Source organism: Pseudomonas putida (assembly GCA_041879295.1).
GTDB classification, from domain to species: Bacteria; Pseudomonadota; Gammaproteobacteria; order Pseudomonadales; family Pseudomonadaceae; genus Aquipseudomonas; species Aquipseudomonas putida_Y.
The window spans coordinates 1,461,723-1,481,039 of sequence record CP047152.1; the positions used below are offsets into that span (position 1 = coordinate 1,461,723).

Here is a 19,317-nt window from a genome sequence, read left to right on the forward strand (position 1 = left end):
TGCCATAGCGCCGAAGCCTGTTGCGCCTGGCTGCGATTGAACGGCACCACTGCGTGTCGGCGTGACTGACAAGCGGTCTGGCTTTGCCGAAGGCCAGGCTCTAGACTGGCGCCGCCGCGCGCTGTGGCCCCCAAGATGAATGCAGGAACCCCGTGTGATGATCGCTGAAAACGCGCCGTTCTGGCGGCGCAAGACCCTCGAACAACTCAGCCAGCAAGAGTGGGAGTCGCTGTGCGATGGCTGCGGCCTGTGCTGCCTGCAAAAGCTCGAGGACGAAGACGACAACAGCGTCTATTACACCCGCATCGCCTGCAAGTTGCTGGACCTGGATACGTGCCAGTGCAGTGACTACCCCAACCGCTTCGCCCAAGTGCCGGACTGCATCCAGCTTACCCCGGGCAAGGCCGACCAGTTCAAGTGGCTGCCAAGTACCTGTGGTTACCGTCTGGTCAGTGAGGGCAAGGACTTGCCGGCCTGGCATCACCTGGTCTGTGGCGATCGCCAACAGGTCCATGAACAGCGCATTTCACAGTCGGGGCGTATGCTCAGTGAACACGATGTGCACGAAGACGACTGGGAAGACCACCTGATCTTCCGCGCCAGCTGACCGGCGCGACCCGCTGCCCCGGGGAAACAAGGAGTTTCTGTATGCGTTGCCAGCTGTTGTTGCTGTTGGGCCTGATGGCCAGTTCGCCGGCCTGGGCGAAAAAGGTCGACCTCGACTACCAAGTGCGATTGCTGCCTGCCAGTGGCCAGGCTGAAGTGCGCGTTACATTGGCCGAAGGCAGCGTAGTGCGCAGCCTGGACTTCGACCTGAGCAAGGCCGGGGCTTACAGCGGCTTCCAGGCTGATGGGCAATGGCAACTGAAGGGGCAGCGTGGCATATGGCAGCCAGCGGCCGGCAAGACCAGCCTCAGCTACCGCGTGCAGCTGGACCAGAAGCTGGCCAGCGGCGCCTATTCATCACGCGTCACCCCGCACTGGGCACTGTTCCTCGGCGACCAGTTGATACCCCCTGCGCGCCTCGACCAGCAGGACGGTACCGAGTTGGTGGCGCGCCTGGCTTTCGACCTGCCCGAGGGCTGGAAGAGCATCGAAACGTCCTGGCCGCGCATTGGCAAGGGGAAGTTTCGCATCGACAACGTGTCGCGCCTGTTCGATCGCCCGACCGGCTGGATGCTTGCCGGCGACCTGGGCAGCCGCCGCGCTCGCCTGGGCGAGACCGAAGTGACCGTGGCCGCACCGGTGGGGCAGGGCATGCGGCGCATGGACAACCTGACCTTGCTCACATTCGTCTGGCCACAACTACAAGCTGTGTTCCCGCGTAACCCGCCCAAGCTGCTTTTGGTCGGGGCGCGTGACGGCATGTGGCGAGGGGCTATGGCTGCGCAGGGCTCGTTGTACCTGAACAGTGCCCGGCCCATGGTCAGCGAAAACGGCAATAGCCCGTTGCTGCGCGAACTGGTGCAACTGTTCGCGCAGATTCACGGGCGTGACGGCAGTGACTGGCTGGTAGAAAGCCTGACCGATTATTACGCCAACGAGTTGCTACGCCGCTCGGGCGGGATGAGTGACGACCGCTACCAGGTCTGGCAGGCGCGCCTGAGCAAGCAGGGCGCCAAGGTCAACCGGCTCAAGGGTGAGCGCGCCAGTCCGGCGCAGGTGGCCCGTGGCGTGATGCTGTTGCAGGCGTTGGACAAGGAAATCCGTATTCACACCCAGGCCAAACGTTCGTTGGACGATGTGGTGCGTGGGCTGATGCGCCTGCCCAGCGTCAGTACCGAAGACTTTGTGCAGATCAGCGAGAACGTACTGGGGCGGCGTTCCGATGTGCTGCAGAGCAAGGTGCTGCACTAGGTATCCCTGCGCCTGACAATCGGCAGGGCGGCATCGTCTGCAAGTCGCATTTCAAGCGTATCAAGTCGTACCTGGAATACACCGCCGAGCAGAAACTCAGCATTGTTCACGGGGCGAAACCGAGGATGGGGAGCGTGCAGCCAACCATCGTCGGCAACGTTGATCGCGACAACCCATGGTTTGTCGAGGCAATGTTCGGCCCGGTTTCGGTGCTGTTCTGACGGAGCTCAGCACTCGGTCGCCCTGTGTTGGCAGATCTGTCCTGCCGCCGCAGTGGCGGCCTTTTTATTTGAACTTGGGCCCCGAGCGGGTATTCAGCCCCTTGGCCAAGCGGTCGTACAGCACCACATTCACCGTTGCCGCCAGGTTCATGCAGCCCTCGGTTGGTATGTAGATTGTCTCCTCACACCAGCCCCGCACCTCTTCGCTCAACGAGCCATCCTCTGGTCCGAAGATGTAAATGGCACGGTCCGGATGGGTGTAGTCCGGCAATGGCCGCGCACCCTCCACCAGTTCCACCGCCACTGGCGTGCACCCCAGCGGGATAATGCGCTGCAGGTCGTCGATGCCGATCAGCGGGATGTCGTAGTGCACGCGCTTGGTGTCGGTGACGAAGTCACGCGCGCGCTCATAGCGTTTGCCCGTGTAGAACACCGAATTGACGCCATAGCAGCCCGCGGCGCGCATCACAGAGCCGACGTTTTCTGCCGACTTGGGGTTGAACAGGCCGATGCAGCTGTATCGTTTGTTTGCCACGTACCGGGGCCCTTCGCGAAAAAAAGCGCGATTATACGGGCTGCCCGGTAGCAGCGGGGGGCGAATCGATGGTCAGTCTTTCTTCAGCATGCCCGCCAACCCGGCAAACGGGTTGTGCGTAGCCTTGGCAATGCTCGGGGTGCTGGTGGAGCCTTCGCTGAAGTACTGCTGGTCGGTGTAGCGCGAGTGCTCGTTGTCGTGGCAGTACAGGCACAGCAGCTCCCAGTTGGAGCCGTCCTGAGGGTTGTTGTCGTGGTTGTGGTCACGGTGATGCACGGTCAGCTCGCTCAGGCGCTTGCCGGCGAATTCGCGGGCGCAGCGGCCGCACACGTGCGGGTACATTCTCAGGGCCTTGTCGCGGTAGCCCATTTCCTTGTCGCGCTTGGCATCGGCCAGGATGCGGTCGAGGCGCGCGGTAGCGGCGGCAGAAGAGGTGGAGCTCATGGTGTTTCCTTTGTTCTGATCAGGCAGGTGACGGTTATGCCGTTGAGTCTAGCGCGCTTGCAGGTCAGGCGGACAGGCGAAAGCGTTGATTTAGGCGTAGCCTGTAGCAAGGTTCCCGACAGGAGGTTGCTGATGTTTCACGCGATCCTCGCCGCGCTGTTGATGGCTGGCCTGCCTCTGGCAGAAGCTGCCAGCACGCCACCTCGACTCAATACGCCAGTGCCTGGTGCACCGGGTACGCCCACGCCCACGCCATACCCGCAGATAACTCCGAGTACACCGCCCAAGGTTTATGACAGTCAGCCGGGGGCGCCGTTGTTGCCGCCGATGCCAGTGCCCGGCCCGCCGAAGGACCAGCCATTGCCCGGGTTGCGGCCGGAGCCGCCGAAGCCGCCGGCCCAGAATGATTGAGCATGAGCGGCCCACGCCGTCATCATGTTGGAGCAACTGTCTTGCTCAATTTCTGAAGCTGGCGGGTGTGGGAGCGGGCTTGCCCGCGAACACGGGCGAAGCCCGTGCCATCCACCACGGTGTTGGCTTCGCGGGCTTGCCCGCTCCCACAGTCCAATCGCGCGGGTGCTCAAACCTGGGTTTAGGCAATACCTAGCTCGCCAAACACGAACGCATACTCCAGCGCCACATCTTTCAACCCTTGGTACCGCCCGCTCATCCCACCATGCCCAGCCCCCATCTCGGTCTTGAGCAGCAGCAGGTTGCTGTCGGTCTTGAGCGTGCGCAACTTCGCCACCCATTTGGCGGCTTCCCAATACTGCACGCGGCTGTCGTTGTAGCCCGCCACCACCAGCATCGCCGGGTAGGCCTGCACTTTCAGATTCTCATACGGCGCATAAGCCTTGATCCGTTCATACACCTCTGGTTCTTCAGGGTTGCCCCATTCGTCGTACTCGGTCACGGTCAGCGGCAGCTCCGGGTCGAGCATGGTGTTGAGCACGTCGACGAATGGCACCTCGGCAATGGCGCAGCGGAACAGTTCCGGGCGCAGGTTGAGCACCGCGCCGATCAGCAGGCCGCCAGCGCTGCCACCACTGATGGCCAGGCGGTCGGCGGCCGTCACGCCCTGGCTGATCAGGTGCTCGGCGCAGGCGATGAAGTCGCTGAAGGTGTTGTGCTTGTGCTCCTGCTTGCCGGCGCGGTACCAGGCCTCCCCCAGTTCACCGCCACCCCGCACATGGGCAATGGCAAAGGCCACGCCACGTTCCAGCAGGCTCAGGCGCGCATGTGAGAACCAAGGGTCGAGGCTTTCGCCATAGGCGCCATAGCCGTACAGGTACAGCGGCACGGTCTTGCCCAGGTCCTGGCGGCGGCGTACCAGGCTGATCGGCACCTGGGGGCCGTCCGCTGCGGTTGCCCACAGGCGCTCACTGACATAATCATCGGCATCGAATGCACCGAGCACCGGGGTTTGCTTGAGCACCACCTGGTCGCCCGTGGACAACGCCAGTTGGCGCACCTGGGCCGGGCGGTTGAGCGCTTCGTAGCGCAAGCGTATGCGAGTGCTGGCAAATTCCAGGCTGTCCTGCACGTACAGGCTGTAGGCGGCGTCTGGCAGCTCGACGCGGTAGGCCGGCAAACCTTGCGGGCGCACTTCGATGATCGGCAGGCCGCCTTCGCGCAGGCTCAGGGTCAGGGCGCCGCTGTTCAGGCTGAGGCCTTCGAGCATGACCGCGTCGCGGTGCGCCACCAGCACCTGCCACTGTTCGCGGCTTGGTACTGGCGCGACTGGCGCGTGGTAAAGGGCGAAGTTGATGCCATCCTGGTTGGTGCGGATGAACCAGCGCCACTCGCCGTCGAGCTGGCCATGGTCGGGGAAGTATTCGTGGCCTTCGACGCGCGGCGCCAGGCAGATGAACGGTGCCTGCGGGGTTTCGGCGTCCAGTACCCAGGCCTCGCTGGTGGTCTTGCTGTTCAGCAGCAGTACCAGCTGGCGCTCGGAACTGGTGCGGTAGCAGTGCAGGAAGAAACGCCCGTCCGGCTCTTCGAACACGGTTTGCGCGGCGTCAGTGCCCAAGGTGTGGCGACGCAGGCGCCATGGGCGGTGGGTGTCGTCAAGCTCAGCGAAGAATAGTGTCTGGCTGTCGTTGGCCCAGGTCAGGCTACCGTCGCAGTCGTCGAAGGGCAGGGTAGTGACACTGCCACTGGCCAGGTCTTTGACGTACAGGGTATAGATTTCGTCGCCGCTGGTGTCGAGGCTGTAGGCCAGCAGGCGGTGGTCGGGGCTGATGCTGAACGCGCCGAGGGAAAGGAAACCGCCGTTGGCCAGGACGTTGGGGTCGAGCAGCAGTTGCTCCTGGCGTTCATCGACGGTGTTCGAGTCATCGGCCGGGCGTGGGCAGCGGTAGTGACGCGGGTATTCGTCGCCGGCGGTGGTACGGGTGTAATACAGGTAGGGGCCCCAGGGCGCCGGCAGTGACAGGTCGGTCTCCAGGATGCGGCCCTTGATCTCTTCGAACAGTTGCTCACGCAACGGGGCCTGGTCGGCCAGGCAGGCTTCCTGGTAGGCGTTTTCAGCTTGCAGGTAGGCGAGGACCTCTGGGGTGTCGCGCTGTTGCAGCCAGGCATACGGGTCGTTTGCCTGGTTGGCTTGGGCAATCGGGGGTTGGGGCTTGGTTGGCATTGAAGATCTCTTGATTGGGGCAAACACTGTCTGCGCCCTGAAAAGTGTTTATCATAGGCAACTCTTTGCCTGGCTTGCACGAACACCATGACCGAGAACGACTACACCTTCGCCTGGGGCCTGTACGCAGTGGCCGCCTTAGGGTGCCTGCTGGTGGGCTTCAAGCTCACCGGCTGGATGTGGCGCTGGCTGCGCGAACCGCTACGGGTGGTGCTGGCGGTGCTGCTGCTGACCCCGACCATCGTCGATCCGGTCAAGGACAGCTTCGCCCCGGCAATCGCCATCACTGCGCTGGATGTTGCCTTCAAGGTCGGCAACAACGCCTGGCGCGCTGTGTCCGACTTCGTCATGTACGGCATGATCGCTTTCGGCCTGTACTTCCTCTTCGTCCTGCTGCGCTGGCCGCTTGAAAAGCGCGCGCACGCACGCCGTGAACAGGCCGAAGCCGCTGCCAAGCGTCAGCTGGCCGAGGATGATCAGCTCGGCGCCCAAGCGCCGCTGGCAGCCGAGCGCAGCGACCGTTACCGTGACGACTCGCCGCCAGCCGCTGCGCGTGGCGCAGGCCGGGTCGAACCACGCCTGTAAACGGAGACACTCCGATGTGCGAACTGCTGGGCATGAGTGCCAACGTCCCTACCGACATCGTTTTCAGCTTCACCGGCCTGATGCAGCGGGGCGGGCGTACCGGCCCGCACCGTGACGGCTGGGGGATAGGCTTTTACGAAGGCCGCGGGCTGCGCCTGTTCCAGGACCCGGCTGCGAGCAGCGAGTCGGAAGTGGCCAACCTCGTGCAGCGCTACCCGATCAAAAGCGAAGTGGTGATTGGTCATATCCGTCAGGCCAATGTCGGCAGGGTGTGCTTGTCCAATACCCACCCGTTCGTGCGGGAAATGTGGGGCCGTAACTGGTGCTTCGCGCACAACGGCCAGCTGGGTGACTTCAAGGGCCTGGCCAGTTTCTACCGGCCAGTGGGCGACACCGACAGCGAAGCGGCCTTCTGTGACCTGCTCAACCGCATCCGCAGCGCTTTCCCGGAACCGGTGCCGGTGGAACAGCTGCTGCCAGTGCTGGTCGAAGCCTGTGCCGGCTACCGTGGTCAGGGCGTATTCAACTGCATGCTCAGCGACGGCGACTGGCTGTTCTGCTTTTGCTCGACCAAGCTGGTGCACATTACCCGCCGTGCGCCATTTGGTGCCGCACGGTTAAAGGATGTCGACCTGATCGTCGATTTTCATACCGAAACCACCCCCAACGACGTGGTCACGGTGATTGCCACCGAGGCCCTGACCGAGAACGAGTCCTGGCACCGCTACGCACCGGGTCAGTGGGCCCTGTGGCGGCACGGCGAGTGCGTGGCGCACGGCCAGAGCTAAGGACGCCTGCATGTTCAGAAGTTACCTTCGATTGCTGTTGTTCACCTTCGGCCTGCTGGCCGGTATTCAGGTCCCGGGGCTGGTCAAGGACTATAGCCAGCGGGTCGAGGCGCACTTGTTCGAATCGCGCGAGGCGCTCGATGGGTTCCGGCAAACGGCCGAGCGCTTTTTCAAGGGCGACTTGCAGGCGCTGCTGCAGCACTACCGCAGCAGCGATGACCCGGTGTTCATCAGTGACGCCAACAGCATCGAAAGCCTGATGATCCGCAACGAACTGCTGGAAAATGAATGGCAGGTGCTGCAAGGGTCATGGGCCGAGCGTACCTGGCATGTGCTGGTGCAGGCCGACCCGCAGTTGCGCGAAGAAACCCTCAATGGCTACAGCTACCAGATTCTACTGGTGCCCGAGGCGATCGGCTGGGGGGTTGGTGCCGGTTTTGTGCTGGCGTTTGTGGTCGAAAGCCTGTTGCTGGGGATTGGCTGGCTGATCCTGGGCGGGCGGCGCAGGGTGGTGAAAGAGAGCTGGCGCTAAGTTCTGCTGTACCTGTACCGGCCCTTTCGCGGGCCTGCCCGCTCCCACAGGATTATCACAGGCCTGGCGGGAGTGGGAGCGGGCGAGCCCGCGAAAGGGCCGGTACAGGCAGAGACCGTCGTTCAGACCAGCACGATCCGCTGCCCACCCACATCCCGCGCATAACGCTCCAGCACCTGCCGGCAAACCCCAACCACCTCATCTACCAACGCCACCCCGGTCTGCCACGCCACCACCAGCTCCAGGCTCGGCGGCGGCCGCAACCCTTCCAGCAGCACCAGCTCGCCCCGGCCCAAGTCGGCATCCACCAGCGCCGGCGGTAGCGCGCCAATGCCAAAGCCGTCGCGCAACAGCCGGGTAATCGCCGCCACCGAGTTCACGCAATTCAACCGCGGCGCCTCTGCCCCCGCAGTCTGCAGCAAGCTCAGTACCTCCTGGTGCGGCCGTGAATTCTTCGAGAAGGTGATGATACGCTCGCGCCCAAGTTCGGCCAGCGACGCATAGTCCCGGTGCTGGTGGGCGCCTGCGGCTACCACCCAGCCCATTGGGTAGCGCGCCAGGTCGAGGCTGCGGATCGATTGCTCGCGTAGCAAGTCGGTCTGCAAAATCACGTCAAGAAAACCCTTCTGCAACTGCTCGCGCAAGTTCAGCGCGGTGTCGGCCACCAGTTCGATTTCCACCTGCGGGTATCGCTCGCTCAACTCCGCCACCAGTGCGCTCATCCAGGTGTGGATCACAGTATCCATCACCCCGATGCGAATGCGCCCGACCTTGGCCCGGTCGCTGTCCAGCGATTGCTTCATGGCCTTGGCGGTTTCCAGCATGCGTTCGGCGTATTCCAGTACCTTGCCGCCCTCCGGGGTCAGGCTGACGCCGCGGGAATCGCGCAGCAGCAGCTTCACGCCCAGGTCAGCCTCCAGTGCGGCAATACGGCTGGATACCGAAGCCTGGGTGGTGAACAGCTTTTCTGCCGTCAGGCGGAAGCTCTTGAGCCGGGCGACCCAGACGAAGGTTTCGAGGAAGCGAAGGTTCATGATCAGTTTTTCTTGTTCCAGACCGGCGGTTTTTTTCGTTGGACGCAGGCGAGGCGGCCTCTGAACAATGTCGCCCAGGCCGCGACGCTTTATGTCGCTCATAAAACAATACCAACAAGCCGAGGCATCCATGAACCCCACCGGCGTGCAGCAGCAGGTCAGTTCCTTCCGTTCGACCGGGCCTTTCGCCTGGTACCGCGACATCGACAAACAGCAACGACGTACTTTCTGGAGCTGCAAGATTGGCTATGGCCTGGACGGCATGGACACGCAGATGCTCAGTTTCGTCATCCCTACGCTGATCATGCTGTGGGGGCTCACTACCACCGAAGCCGGCTTGATCCACACCAGCACGCTGATCGCCTCCGCTGCAGGAGGCTGGGTGGCCGGTATCCTCTCCGACCGCATCGGCCGTGTGCGTACCCTGCAACTGACGGTGTTGTGGTTCGCCTTCTTCACCTTCCTGTGTGGCTTCGCTCAGAACTACGAGCAACTGCTGATTGCCCGAACCCTGATGGGCTTTGGCTTCGGTGGCGAGTGGACCGCCGGCGCGGTGTTGATCGGCGAGGTGATCCGTGCCCAGGACCGCGGCAAGGCGGTCGGCATGGTGCAGTCCGGTTGGGCAATTGGCTGGGGCCTCACGGCCATCCTCTATGCGCTGCTGTTCTCTTGGCTGCCGGCAGAGCAGGCCTGGCGTGCGTTGTTCCTGCTGGGGCTGGTACCGGCGGTTTTCGTGATCTTCGTTCGCCGCCTGGTCAAGGACCCTGAGGTGTATCGTAACGCCAAGGCAGTGGAAAACGCCGAGGCCCCTTCGCGCTTCTACGAAATCTTCGCGCCGGGCATGCTCTGGACCACCGTTCGGGCATCCCTGCTGACCACCGGCGCGCTCGGCGGTTACTACGCCATCACCTCGTGGCTGCCAACCTTCCTGAAGAACGAGCGCGGCCTGAGTGTGCTGGGCACGGGTGGCTATCTGGCCATGGTGATCGTCGGCTCGTACGTGGGCTATGTGGTCAGCGCTTATCTGTCCGACCTGCTGGGGCGCAAGAAGAACTTCATCCTGTTCGCCGTGGGCTCTTTCGTCATTGTGCTGTTGTACACGCAGATGCCGGTCAGCGATGGCGTGATGCTGTGGCTGGGCCTCCCGCTGGGCTTTTTCGCCTCGGGTATCTTCAGTGGCATGGGCGCGTTTCTGACCGAACTGTTCCCTACGCGCATTCGGGGTTCGGGGCAGGGCTTCTGCTACAACATCGGCAAGGTCATAGCCGCGCTGTTCCCGTTGATGATCGGCATGCTCGGCCAGAATGTTCCGCTGGGCCTGGGTATCGGCGTGTTTTCTGCGGTGTCCTACGGCATTGTGATCGTGGCGGCCTTGAGCTTGCCGGAAACCCGCGGCAAACAGCTGCAGGCGCGGTAAGGTAGGCATATGCACAACGACAAGGGAGACCGCGTGGTGGAACGCCTGCTACTCAATTGCGACATGGGTGAGAGTTTCGGCAGCTGGCGCATGGGCCTGGATGCCGAAGTCATGCCTTACATCGATTGCGCCAACATCGCCTGCGGTTACCATGCCGGCGACCCCGGTATCATGCGCCGCACCGTGGCGTTGGCGCTGGAGCACGGGGTGACTATCGGCGCTCATCCGGCCTACCCGGACCTGGTCGGCTTTGGCCGCCGTTCCATGGCCTGCAGCCCGGAAGAAATCCGCGACCTGCTGCATTACCAGATCGGTGCGCTGGATGGCATCTGCAAAGTGCTGGGTGGTCGCGTGGCCTATGTGAAGCCCCACGGCGCGCTGTACAACGACATGATGGCCGACCCGCTCAAGCTGCGTACCGTGCTGGAGGCCGTAGCGGCCTATGACAGCAACCTGCCGTTGATGCTGATGGCCACCGCCGACAACCGAGCCGCCCAGGTACTGGGCGATGAAGTTGGCGTACCGCTGTGGTTCGAGGCGTTCGCAGACCGCGCATACACCGCCAGCGGCCATCTGCTGTCGCGGCGGCTGCCGGGCGCGGTGCATCACGACCCGGCGCGGGTGGTGGAGCAGGCTGTGCGTCTGGCCCGAGGCGAAACGCTGTTGGCTGACGATGGCAGTGCCTTGCAGCTCGCCGCCCGCACCCTCTGCGTGCATGGCGACAACGACAGTTCGGTGGCTGCGGTGCGGCAGATTCGCCAGGCCCTCGATGGGCTGGAGGCGTGATGAAGCCGCGAATCGAAGTGGTCGCCATCGACAGCCTGATGGTACGCCTGTTCGACCGTATCGATGAGGCCAACATGCCATGGATGCTCGCCGCCAGCCGGCGCTTGAGCGCGGCGTTCGGCGAGCACTTGCTGGACCTGGTGCCGTCCTACACCACGCTGATGGTGCAGTCTGCCCTGCCGCCGGGCGAGGCGAGGGCGCGAATCGCTCAGGCGCTGGACGGCTTGCAGCCTGACACCGGCAGTAGCGGCCGCCGACACGAGATCCCGGTGTGGTACGACGCCAGTGTCGGCCCCGAGCTGCCTGTGCTGGCGGCCCGCAGCGGCTTGAGTGAAGCCGAGATTGTTCGCTTGCATTGCGAGCGTGATTACCCGGTGTTTGCCTTGGGCTTCGCACCTGGTTTCGGCTTCATGGGCCTGGTCGATGAGCGCCTGGCCAGCCCTCGTCTGAGTACCCCGCGCAAGCGCGTGGCGGCGGGCAGCGTGGGCATTGCCGAGCGTCAGACGGCGGCGTATCCGGCAGTATCGCCGGGTGGCTGGAACCTGATCGGGCGCACCCCGGTGCGGTTGTTCGACCGTGAGCGTGAGGGTTACAGCCTCTTGCAACCCGGTGACCGGGTGCGCTTTGTGCCGGTTTCGCGCAGTGAATTCCTGGCCATGGGTGGTGATGTGGAGGCGCAGGGATGAAGCAATTGAGGATCGAGGCCAGTACGCCGTTGTGCCAGTTACAGGATGCCGGGCGCTTTGGCGTGCGTCATTTGGGCGTGACCCAGGGCGGGGCGCTGGACTGGGTGGCGATGCACTGGGCCAACTGGCTGCTGGGCAACCCGTTGGGGGCGCCAGTGGTCGAGGTGGCGCTGGGTGGTTTTTGCGTGGTGGCCGAACAGGATTGCGTGCTGGCCCTGGCCGGTGCCGACCTGGATGCCAGGGTCGATGATCAGCCCTTGGCGCCATGGCGCAGCTTTGCCCTGGCCAAGGGCCAGCGCTTGACCCTGAAACAGCCAAAGCGGGGCGTCCGGGCGTACCTGGCGGCACCTGGCGGGTTTCAGGGCGAGGACGTGCTGGGCAGTTGTGCCACTGTGGTACGTGAAGCACTGGGTGGCATCGATGGCCAGGGTGCTGCGCTGGCTAAAGACCAGGCATTAGCTTTTACCGGTAGCAAAGCAACCCTGCGCGAAGTGCCGCAAGCGTTGTGCCCGCAGTTCGCCAAAAAGCCGGTGCTCGACCTGGTGATAGGCGCGCAGATCGGTGAATTCAGCGGTACCAGCCTGTTCGAAGCGTTCAACAGTGACTGGACGCTGGACAGGCGGGCCGACCGCATGGGCGTCCGCTTACTGGGACCGCAGCTGGTCTACCAGGGCGCGCCGATGATTTCTGAAGGGATTCCGCTCGGGGCTGTGCAGGTGCCACCGGACGGGCAGCCGATCGTGTTGCTCAATGACCGGCAGACCATTGGTGGGTACCCGCGGCTGGGCGCGCTGACGCCGCTGGCGCTGGCGCAACTGGCGCAATGCATGCCGGGGGCTTCTGTGCGGTTCAGGGCGGTGGTGCAGGACGAGGCCTGGCGGGAGCAGCAGCTTTACCTGGGGCGTTGGTTGTAAGGCTGCTGCCCTTTCGCGGGCTTGCCCGCTCCCACAGGGATCGCACTGCATTTGAGGGTTTTGAATGTGGGGGCCTGTGGGAGCGGGCGAGCCCGCGAAAGGGCCGGGACAGGCAACCTCACTTGGACAGGTAGCGCATCCCTTCCTCCAACCCTTGCAGGGTCAGCGGATACATCTTGTCCTCGATCAGGTCCCGCACCAGATGGGTCGACGCGGTGTATTCCCAGGCCTGCTTGGGGTAAGGGTTGATCCAGATGATTTTCTTGAATTTTTCCATGAAGCGCTGGATCCACACATACCCGGCTTCTTCGTTCCAATGCTCCACGCTGCCGCCTGGCTGGGTGATCTCGTAGGGCGCCATGGCCGCGTCACCGACGAACACCACCTTGTAGTCATCACCATACTTGTGCAGCAGGTCGAAGGTGGAAAAACGCTCTGACGTGCGGCGCAGGTTGTTCTTCCACACCGATTCATAAACGCAATTGTGGAAGTAGTAATACTCCAGGTGCTTGAACTCGGTCTTGCAGGCCGAGAACAGCTCTTCGCAGACTTTGACGTGCGCATCCATCGAGCCGCCAATGTCGAACAGCAACAGCAGCTTCACGGTGTTGCGCCGCTCAGGGCGCATCTGGATGTTCAGCAACCCGGCATCACGCGCGGTATGGTCGATGGTACCGTCAATGTCCAGCTCTTCGGCGGCGCCTTCGCGGGCGAACTTGCGCAGCCGGCGCAGGGCCAGCTTGATGTTGCGGGTGCCAAGCTCGACCTGGTCGTCGAGGTTCTTGTACTCGCGTTGGTCCCAGACTTTTACCGCCTTGCCCTGACGCTTGCCGGCGTCACCGACGCGGATACCCTCGGGGTTGAAACCGCCCGAGCCGAATGGGCTGGTGCCACCGGTACCAATCCACTTGTTGCCGCCAGCGTGGCGTTCCTTTTGCTCTTCGAGGCGTTTCTTGAAGGCCTCGATAAGCTTGTCCAGGCCGCCCAGCGACTGGATTTGCGCGCGCTCTTCATCGGTCAGCGAGCGCTCGAACTCTTTACGCAGCCAGTCTTCGGGGATCAGCGCCTCAATGTGCCGGTCGAGGTTTTCCAGGCCCTTGAAATAGGCTGCGAAGGCCCGGTCGAACTTGTCGAAGTGGCGTTCGTCCTTTACCAGGATGGCGCGGGCGAGGTAGTAGAACTCGTCCATGTCGGCAAACACCACGCGCTTTTGCAAGGCCTGGTGCAGGTCGAGCAGCTCACGCACCGAGACCGGCACCTTGGCCGCACGCATCTCATTGAACAGATTGAGCAGCATGGCCCTGCTCCTGTCAGCGGTTGCCGCGCCGGCTCATGAAGGCCAGGCGCTCGAGCAGTTGTACATCCTGCTCGTTTTTTACCAGCGCACCGGCCAGCGGCGGGATGGCCTTGGTCGGGTCGCGTTCGCGCAGCACCGCTTCACCGATATTGTCGGCCATCAGCAGCTTGAGCCAGTCGACCAGCTCGGAGGTGGACGGCTTTTTCTTCAGGCCCGGCACCTTGCGTACGTCGAAGAACACATCCAGCGCCTCACTGACCAGCGACTGGCTGATATTCGGGTAGTGCACGTCGACAATCTGCTGCAGGGTAGTGCGGTCGGGGAAGGCGATGTAGTGGAAGAAGCAGCGGCGCAGGAAGGCGTCCGGCAGCTCTTTTTCGTTGTTCGAGGTAATGATGATGATCGGACGCTGTCTGGCCTTGATGGTCTCGTCGATTTCGTAGACGTAGAACTCCATCTTGTCGAGTTCTTGCAGCAGGTCGTTAGGGAATTCGATATCGGCCTTGTCGATTTCGTCGATCAGCAGGATGACCCGCTCGTCGGCCTCGAAGGCCTCCCAGAGCTTGCCCTTTTTCAGGTAGTTGCGCACATCGTGCACCTTGTCCACGCCCAGCTGCGAATCACGCAGGCGGCTGACTGCGTCGTACTCGTAAAGCCCCTGGTGGGCCTTCGTGGTGGACTTGATGTGCCAGGTGATCAGGCGCGCCCCGAACGAAGCCGCCAACTGCTCGGCGAGCATGGTTTTGCCGGTGCCTGGTTCGCCCTTGACCAACAGCGGGCGTTCGAGGGTAATGGCCGCGTTTACCGCCAGTTTCAAGTCGTCTGTGGCGACGTAGTCGCGGGTGCCTTCGAACTTCATGGGGGCTGTCCTCTGCTTTAGCCTGTATTGGTCTTGATTTGTTAGCGACTATAACGCGGGGCCAGGCGACTGAAAACGCGGACCGGGTATTCAGTCCCTGAATGCCCCGTCACGCTGTCTCAGTCAGACTTCGGCGCTGGCTGCTCATAACGCGCATTGAATGCCTGGATAAACCCGTTACGGAGGATCTGCAAGAACGCTTCGAAGGCACTGATATCCTGTTGGCGCACACTGCCACTGAGTTCCACCCGGGTAGCGAACTGGTTTTTCGGCTGGTTCTTAAGCACCGTCTCGGTCGCACCCACCAAGGCCTCCCACACCGAGCGGAAGAAACCCTTGTCCTTTTCCTCGACGTCCTGTTGCCAGTCGAACACGTCGACATCGCGCAGCAGCGGTTTTATATAGCCGTTCAGCCGGCCGTTTTCTGCCTGGGCCTCGATGACCACGTCACCGTGCCCGGCATTGAAGTCGAATTTGCCGTAGGCGCTGGCAAAGTCATTCAGCTTGCGCAGCTCGATGCCGGTGGCGCGAAGCCTGAATTCGAAGTCATCGAAATCACTGAACGGGTCGAAGGTGGCACGGCTTTCTACCTTTGCATCCCCCGCGATCAACGCCGTACCTTCGAAACTGGCATCGCGACGGCCTTTCTGGTCGCGCACATTGGTCAAGTTGTGGATGCTGGCATTCAACCGGGTGGCCTTCAGGTCGACCGGTGGCTTGGAGTTGAAGTTACGGAACGTCAGCACGCCGTTGTCGATACGCACCTCGTTGAGGGTGATGGGCAGGAGTTTTTCCAGCTGTTGGCGCCAGTCGGTACCTTGACCGGTCTGCGATGCCTGTTTGCTACCACCGTCGACAAAGTTCAGTTCGGGGTGCACGAACGTCACCTCCGCTACCACTGCCTTGTCGTACCACAACGAACGCCAGCTCACCGAAAGGTCGATCAGTGGGGCCTCGAGAAGCGGTACGGGCACCTTGCCGGTGATCTTGACGATCCTCAGCCCATTGATCTGATAGGCGCCGCGCCACCAGGCCAGGTCCACATCGGCTACCTGGCCGCGGTAGTCACCCATGTCGGCCAGCTTGTTGTTGAGGTAGTCGCGCACCAGGTAGGGCAGGGCCAGGTGCAGCGCCACCAGCAGTGCGATCAGGCTGGCCAGGCCGACCAGCGGCCAGCGATAGCGGGCTTTCATGAGGCGGTCTCCAAGGCAGGATGTGCGGTTGACCGCACCGCGGCGGGCTGAGTTCGAACAGGCTTTACGGGCCACTGCCGCGGGCTTACCCTTGAGGCATTTCCCTGCTTTTTCATGCCAAGGACCCCTGCCATGAGCCGTATCTTTGCAGACAACGCCCACTCCATCGGTAACACGCCGCTGGTGCAGATCAACCGCATCGCCCCGCGCGGCGTGACCATCCTGGCCAAGATCGAAGGGCGCAACCCGGGTTATTCGGTCAAATGCCGCATTGGTGCGAACATGGTCTGGGACGCCGAGAGCAGCGGCAAGCTCAAGCCGGGCATGACCATCGTCGAGCCCACCTCGGGCAACACCGGTATCGGCCTGGCCTTCGTCGCCGCTGCCCGCGGCTACAAGCTGATGCTGACCATGCCCGCCTCGATGAGCCTGGAGCGCCGCAAGGTGCTCAAGGCACTAGGCGCCGAGCTGGTGTTGACCGATCCGGCCAAGGGCATGAAGGGCGCTATCGAGAAGGCCAACGAAATCGTCGCCTCCGACCCGGAGCAGTACTTCTTGCCGGGCCAGTTCGAAAACCCGGCCAACCCGGCCATTCACGAAAAAACCACTGGCCCGGAGATCTGGAACGACACTGACGGCGCAGTCGACGTGCTGGTGGCGGGCGTGGGCACTGGCGGCACCATCACCGGCGTGTCGCGTTACATCAAGCATACCCAGGGCAAGGCCATCCTGTCGGTGGCTGTGGAGCCCGTGGCATCGCCACTGATCAGCCAGACCCTGGCCGGTGAAGAACTCAAGCCCAGCCCGCACAAAATCCAGGGCATCGGCGCCGGCTTCGTGCCGAAAAACCTCGACCTGTCGATCGTCGACCAGGTGGAGACGGTGACCGACGAAGAGTCCAAGGCCATGGCTATTCGCCTGATGCAGGAAGAGGGCATCCTTTGCGGTATTTCCTGCGGTGCGGCAATGGCGGCGGCGGTGCGCCTGGCCGAAAAACCGGAAATGCAGGGTAAGACCATCGTCGTAATCCTGCCCGACTCGGGCGAGCGATATCTGTCGAGCATGCTGTTCAGCGACATGTTCAGCGAGCAGGAAAACCAACAGTAATCGGCCTTGCCGCTGATCCGGCGCAACAATCGGCGGCCTGGTTTATTGCAGAATCTTCATGAATGCGATCCCGCCCGGGTTGTTTTTACCGCGGCGGGATCGGTTTATGATGGCAGGATGATTTTCTGGAGAGCAGGCAGCGCAGCCCTGGCTCTTCCCCAAGGAGTGAAAGCATGACCTTTTCCTTTGCAGCCAAGGCGGGTGTCTTGCTGGTGTTTTTCGGCAGCGTGCTGTTCGTGCACCTGCGCGGCAAGGCCCGCCTGCCGGTGTTGCGCCAGTTCGTCAACCATTCGGCGCTGTTCGCCCCCTACAACGCGTTGATGTACCTGTTTTCCGGCGTGCCGTCCAAGCCCTATCTGGACCGTCAGCGCTTCCCGGAGCTGGACGTGCTGAAGGACAACTGGCAGGAAATCCGCGAAGAGGCCATGCGCCTGTTCGACGAAGGCTATATCCGTGCCGCCGAGAAAGATAACGACGCCGGCTTTGGTTCGTTCTTCAAGAAGGGCTGGAAGCGCTTTTACCTGAAGTGGTACGACAAACCGCTGCCTTCGGCGCAAACCCTGTGCCCGCGCACTGTCGAGCTGGTCAGCAGCATCCCCAATGTGAAGGGCGCAATGTTCGCCCTGCTGCCCGGCGGCAGCCACCTGAACCCGCACCGCGACCCGTTCGCAGGTTCGCTGCGTTATCACCTGGGGCTGTCCACGCCGAACTCCGACGCATGCCGCATCTACGTGGACGGTGAGCAGTACGCCTGGCGTGATGGCGAAGACGTGATGTTCGATGAAACCTATGTGCACTGGGTCAAGAACGAAACCGACGTAACCCGCGTGATCCTGTTCTGCGACATCGAGCGCCCGCTGAGTAGCCCGTTGATGACGCGTATCAACCGTAAGGTCAGTGCCTTCCTCGGCCGCGCCACCGCGCCGCAGAACACCGACGAAGAGCGCGTGGGTGGGATCAACCAGGCGTACGCCTGGAGCAAGCGCTTCAGCAACAAGATCAGCAGCCATGTGAAGCAGTTCAAGCGCGCCAACCCCAAGGCTTACCGTGTGCTGCGGCCGGTACTGGCGGTGGTGGTGGCGTATCTGCTGTATCGCTGGTTGTTCTGATTTTTGTAGTTTGTTCGGGCCTCTTCGCGGGGCCAAGCCCGCTTCCACAAGAGCATCACCCTCCTTGAAGGATGAGCAGAGCCTGTGAAAGCAGGCTTGTGCCGCGAAGAATCACTCGCTATATTCCAGAACATTCACTTCTTCAAAGACCGCTGTCATGCCTGCCATTCCTTCCACCACACGCTTTGCCATCGCGCCAGTCGCGGGCATGGTCGTGCGTGGTAGCCAGCAGCCGGTCATGATCTGTCACTCCCCACCACCTGTCAGTGGCGTCGTAGGCGGCGTAGCTCCGCCTCATTGCGTGGTTGTGCTGGGCTGATCGGCTTCGTGCCGCAACCCTTCGCACGCGCAACCTACTGAACACGGTCGGCCACTTCTCACGTCGAAGCGCACGCCGTCCGTTTGGCTTATCTGCCTACTAATCAGGTGGCAATTCATGTCTGTCTTTACCAAAGCGTCCGTGGCCTCTGCGGCCACTACCTGCCTGTTCGTCCTGCTGTGGAGCAGCGGGGCGATCGTCTCCAAACTTGGCCTGGCGCATGCCAGCCCGTTCGCCTTTCTGCTGTTGCGCTCGGCGCTGGCCCTGGCTGGCCTGTTGCTGATCGGCCCGTTGCTAGGGCTGCGCTGGCCGCGTACTCGCGGTAGCATTCTGCGCGCCCTGGGTACAGGCTGTGTGCTGCTCGGTGCCTATCAGATCTTCTATCTGTTGGCGCTTGATACCCATGTCACCCCTGGTGTCATGGCGACGGTGATGGGCGTCCAACCGATCCTCACCGTGGTGCTGATGGAGCGCCAGCGTTCCTGGAGCCGTTTGTTCGGCCTGGGTTTGGGGCTGGGCGGCTTGATCATGGTGGTCTACCAGGGCATCAACCTGGGCGGGGTATCGCTGGCGGGGATGCTGTTCGCCCTGCTGGCGCTGGTCAGCATGACCTTTGGCTCGATCCTGCAGAAGCGCATTACCGACAACCCCATGGGCACACTGCCGCTGCAGTACCTGGCCGGCTTTGCCATGTGCGCGCTGTTCGCACCTTTGCAACCGCTCCATGTCGAGTGGACCGGCGGCTTCGTCGGTGCGCTGCTGTGGATGGGCCTGGTGGTCTCGCTGCTGGCAACCTTGCTGCTGTACCGGCTGATCGCCAAGGGCAATCTGGTCAATGTCACCAGCCTGTTCTACCTGGTGCCGGCAGTGACTGCAGTGATGGACTTGCTGATCTTCGGTAATCGCCTGGCGCCGCTAAGCTTGCTGGGCATGGGGCTGATCGTTGTTGGGCTGCTGTTCGTGTTTCGCAAGCCCGCGGCGCGCCTGGCGGAAGCGTAG

General features: G+C 62.5%; 21 protein-coding genes. 14 read left to right on the forward strand and 7 right to left on the reverse strand.

The annotated features are described in order from the left end of the window. The first annotated feature begins 157 nt into the window (after positions 1-157). Genes GST84_06770 through GST84_06780 form a run of 3 tightly spaced genes read left to right on the forward strand, consistent with a single transcriptional unit; the run spans position 158 to position 2,078 of the window. Positions 158-607, forward strand: coding sequence for a YcgN family cysteine cluster protein (locus GST84_06770; GenBank protein ID XGB12078.1), 450 nt, complete (start codon positions 158-160; stop codon positions 605-607). A gap of 41 nt (positions 608-648) precedes the next feature. Then, on the forward strand, positions 649-1,857 hold the full coding sequence (locus GST84_06775; GenBank protein XGB12079.1) for a hypothetical protein: 1,209 nt from the start codon (positions 649-651) through the stop codon (positions 1,855-1,857). A 2-nt stretch (positions 1,858-1,859) separates the two neighbouring features. Beyond that, on the forward strand, positions 1,860-2,078 hold the full coding sequence (locus tag GST84_06780) for an aldehyde dehydrogenase family protein (protein XGB15718.1): 219 nt from the start codon (positions 1,860-1,862) through the stop codon (positions 2,076-2,078). A gap of 64 nt (positions 2,079-2,142) precedes the next feature. Here the strand turns inward: GST84_06780 and GST84_06785 are convergent, their stop codons facing one another. Beyond that, positions 2,143-2,613: a TrmH family RNA methyltransferase gene (locus tag GST84_06785; protein ID XGB12080.1), complete on the reverse strand. Its 471-nt coding sequence runs from the start codon at positions 2,611-2,613 to the stop codon at positions 2,143-2,145. Between the two features lie 72 nt (positions 2,614-2,685). Further along, the gene (locus GST84_06790; protein XGB12081.1) at positions 2,686-3,057 is read right to left on the reverse strand and encodes an HNH nuclease family protein; all 372 of its coding nucleotides are present in this window, start codon (positions 3,055-3,057) and stop codon (positions 2,686-2,688) included. 132 nt (positions 3,058-3,189) lie between these two features. Between GST84_06790 and GST84_06795 the strand changes: the two genes are divergently transcribed. Beyond that, on the forward strand, positions 3,190-3,468 hold the full coding sequence (locus GST84_06795) for a hypothetical protein (GenBank protein XGB12082.1): 279 nt from the start codon (positions 3,190-3,192) through the stop codon (positions 3,466-3,468). Positions 3,469-3,649: 181 nt separating this feature from the next. On the opposite strand, the gene GST84_06800 is transcribed toward GST84_06795, so the two are convergent. Beyond that, a complete protein-coding gene (locus tag GST84_06800) occupies positions 3,650-5,692 on the reverse strand; it encodes a prolyl oligopeptidase family serine peptidase (GenBank protein ID XGB12083.1) in 2,043 nt (680 codons plus the stop codon). A gap of 87 nt (positions 5,693-5,779) precedes the next feature. Between GST84_06800 and GST84_06805 the strand changes: the two genes are divergently transcribed. Genes GST84_06805 through GST84_06815 form a run of 3 tightly spaced genes read left to right on the forward strand, consistent with a single transcriptional unit; the run spans position 5,780 to position 7,597 of the window. Next, on the forward strand, positions 5,780-6,277 hold the full coding sequence (locus GST84_06805) for an MFS transporter (protein ID XGB12084.1): 498 nt from the start codon (positions 5,780-5,782) through the stop codon (positions 6,275-6,277). A 14-nt stretch (positions 6,278-6,291) separates the two neighbouring features. Continuing rightward, on the forward strand, positions 6,292-7,065 hold the full coding sequence (locus GST84_06810; protein ID XGB12085.1) for a class II glutamine amidotransferase: 774 nt from the start codon (positions 6,292-6,294) through the stop codon (positions 7,063-7,065). A gap of 10 nt (positions 7,066-7,075) precedes the next feature. Further along, on the forward strand, positions 7,076-7,597 hold the full coding sequence (locus GST84_06815) for a DUF2937 family protein (GenBank protein ID XGB12086.1): 522 nt from the start codon (positions 7,076-7,078) through the stop codon (positions 7,595-7,597). A 122-nt stretch (positions 7,598-7,719) separates the two neighbouring features. On the opposite strand, the gene GST84_06820 is transcribed toward GST84_06815, so the two are convergent. Beyond that, on the reverse strand, positions 7,720-8,631 hold the full coding sequence (locus GST84_06820; protein ID XGB12087.1) for a LysR family transcriptional regulator: 912 nt from the start codon (positions 8,629-8,631) through the stop codon (positions 7,720-7,722). A gap of 130 nt (positions 8,632-8,761) precedes the next feature. Here GST84_06820 and GST84_06825 point away from each other — a divergent pair, with 130 nt between their 5' ends. From GST84_06825 to GST84_06840, 4 genes are read left to right on the forward strand one after another with little or no spacing between them, the layout of a single operon-like run. Beyond that, entirely contained in the window at positions 8,762-10,048 is a 1,287-nt protein-coding gene (locus GST84_06825) for an MFS transporter (protein XGB12088.1), read from the forward strand. 9 nt (positions 10,049-10,057) lie between these two features. Then, on the forward strand, positions 10,058-10,834 hold the full coding sequence (gene pxpA / locus GST84_06830) for a 5-oxoprolinase subunit PxpA (protein ID XGB12089.1): 777 nt from the start codon (positions 10,058-10,060) through the stop codon (positions 10,832-10,834). Beyond that, positions 10,834-11,520, forward strand: coding sequence for a 5-oxoprolinase subunit PxpB (pxpB, locus tag GST84_06835; GenBank protein XGB12090.1), 687 nt, complete (start codon positions 10,834-10,836; stop codon positions 11,518-11,520). Before pxpA ends, pxpB begins: the two co-directional genes overlap by 1 nt. Beyond that, the gene (locus tag GST84_06840) at positions 11,517-12,434 is read left to right on the forward strand and encodes a 5-oxoprolinase/urea amidolyase family protein (GenBank protein ID XGB12091.1); all 918 of its coding nucleotides are present in this window, start codon (positions 11,517-11,519) and stop codon (positions 12,432-12,434) included. The genes pxpB and GST84_06840 overlap by 4 nt, the downstream gene beginning before the upstream one ends. Positions 12,435-12,552: 118 nt before the next feature. Here the strand turns inward: GST84_06840 and GST84_06845 are convergent, their stop codons facing one another. From GST84_06845 to GST84_06855, 3 genes are all read right to left on the reverse strand, one after another. After that, positions 12,553-13,731: a VWA domain-containing protein gene (locus GST84_06845; GenBank protein ID XGB12092.1), complete on the reverse strand. Its 1,179-nt coding sequence runs from the start codon at positions 13,729-13,731 to the stop codon at positions 12,553-12,555. Between the two features lie 13 nt (positions 13,732-13,744). Further along, a complete protein-coding gene (locus GST84_06850) occupies positions 13,745-14,590 on the reverse strand; it encodes an AAA family ATPase (protein ID XGB12093.1) in 846 nt (281 codons plus the stop codon). A gap of 119 nt (positions 14,591-14,709) precedes the next feature. Then, positions 14,710-15,783: a DUF748 domain-containing protein gene (locus tag GST84_06855; GenBank protein XGB12094.1), complete on the reverse strand. Its 1,074-nt coding sequence runs from the start codon at positions 15,781-15,783 to the stop codon at positions 14,710-14,712. Between the two features lie 132 nt (positions 15,784-15,915). Between GST84_06855 and cysK the strand changes: the two genes are divergently transcribed. The 3 genes from cysK to GST84_06870 all read left to right on the forward strand — a co-directional run bounded on the left by cysK (position 15,916) and on the right by GST84_06870 (position 19,317). Further along, positions 15,916-16,890, forward strand: coding sequence for a cysteine synthase A (gene cysK, locus GST84_06860; GenBank protein ID XGB12095.1), 975 nt, complete (start codon positions 15,916-15,918; stop codon positions 16,888-16,890). Positions 16,891-17,063: 173 nt separating this feature from the next. Beyond that, a complete protein-coding gene (locus GST84_06865) occupies positions 17,064-17,999 on the forward strand; it encodes an aspartyl beta-hydroxylase (GenBank protein XGB12096.1) in 936 nt (311 codons plus the stop codon). 436 nt (positions 18,000-18,435) lie between these two features. Further along, the gene (locus tag GST84_06870; GenBank protein XGB12097.1) at positions 18,436-19,317 is read left to right on the forward strand and encodes an EamA family transporter; all 882 of its coding nucleotides are present in this window, start codon (positions 18,436-18,438) and stop codon (positions 19,315-19,317) included.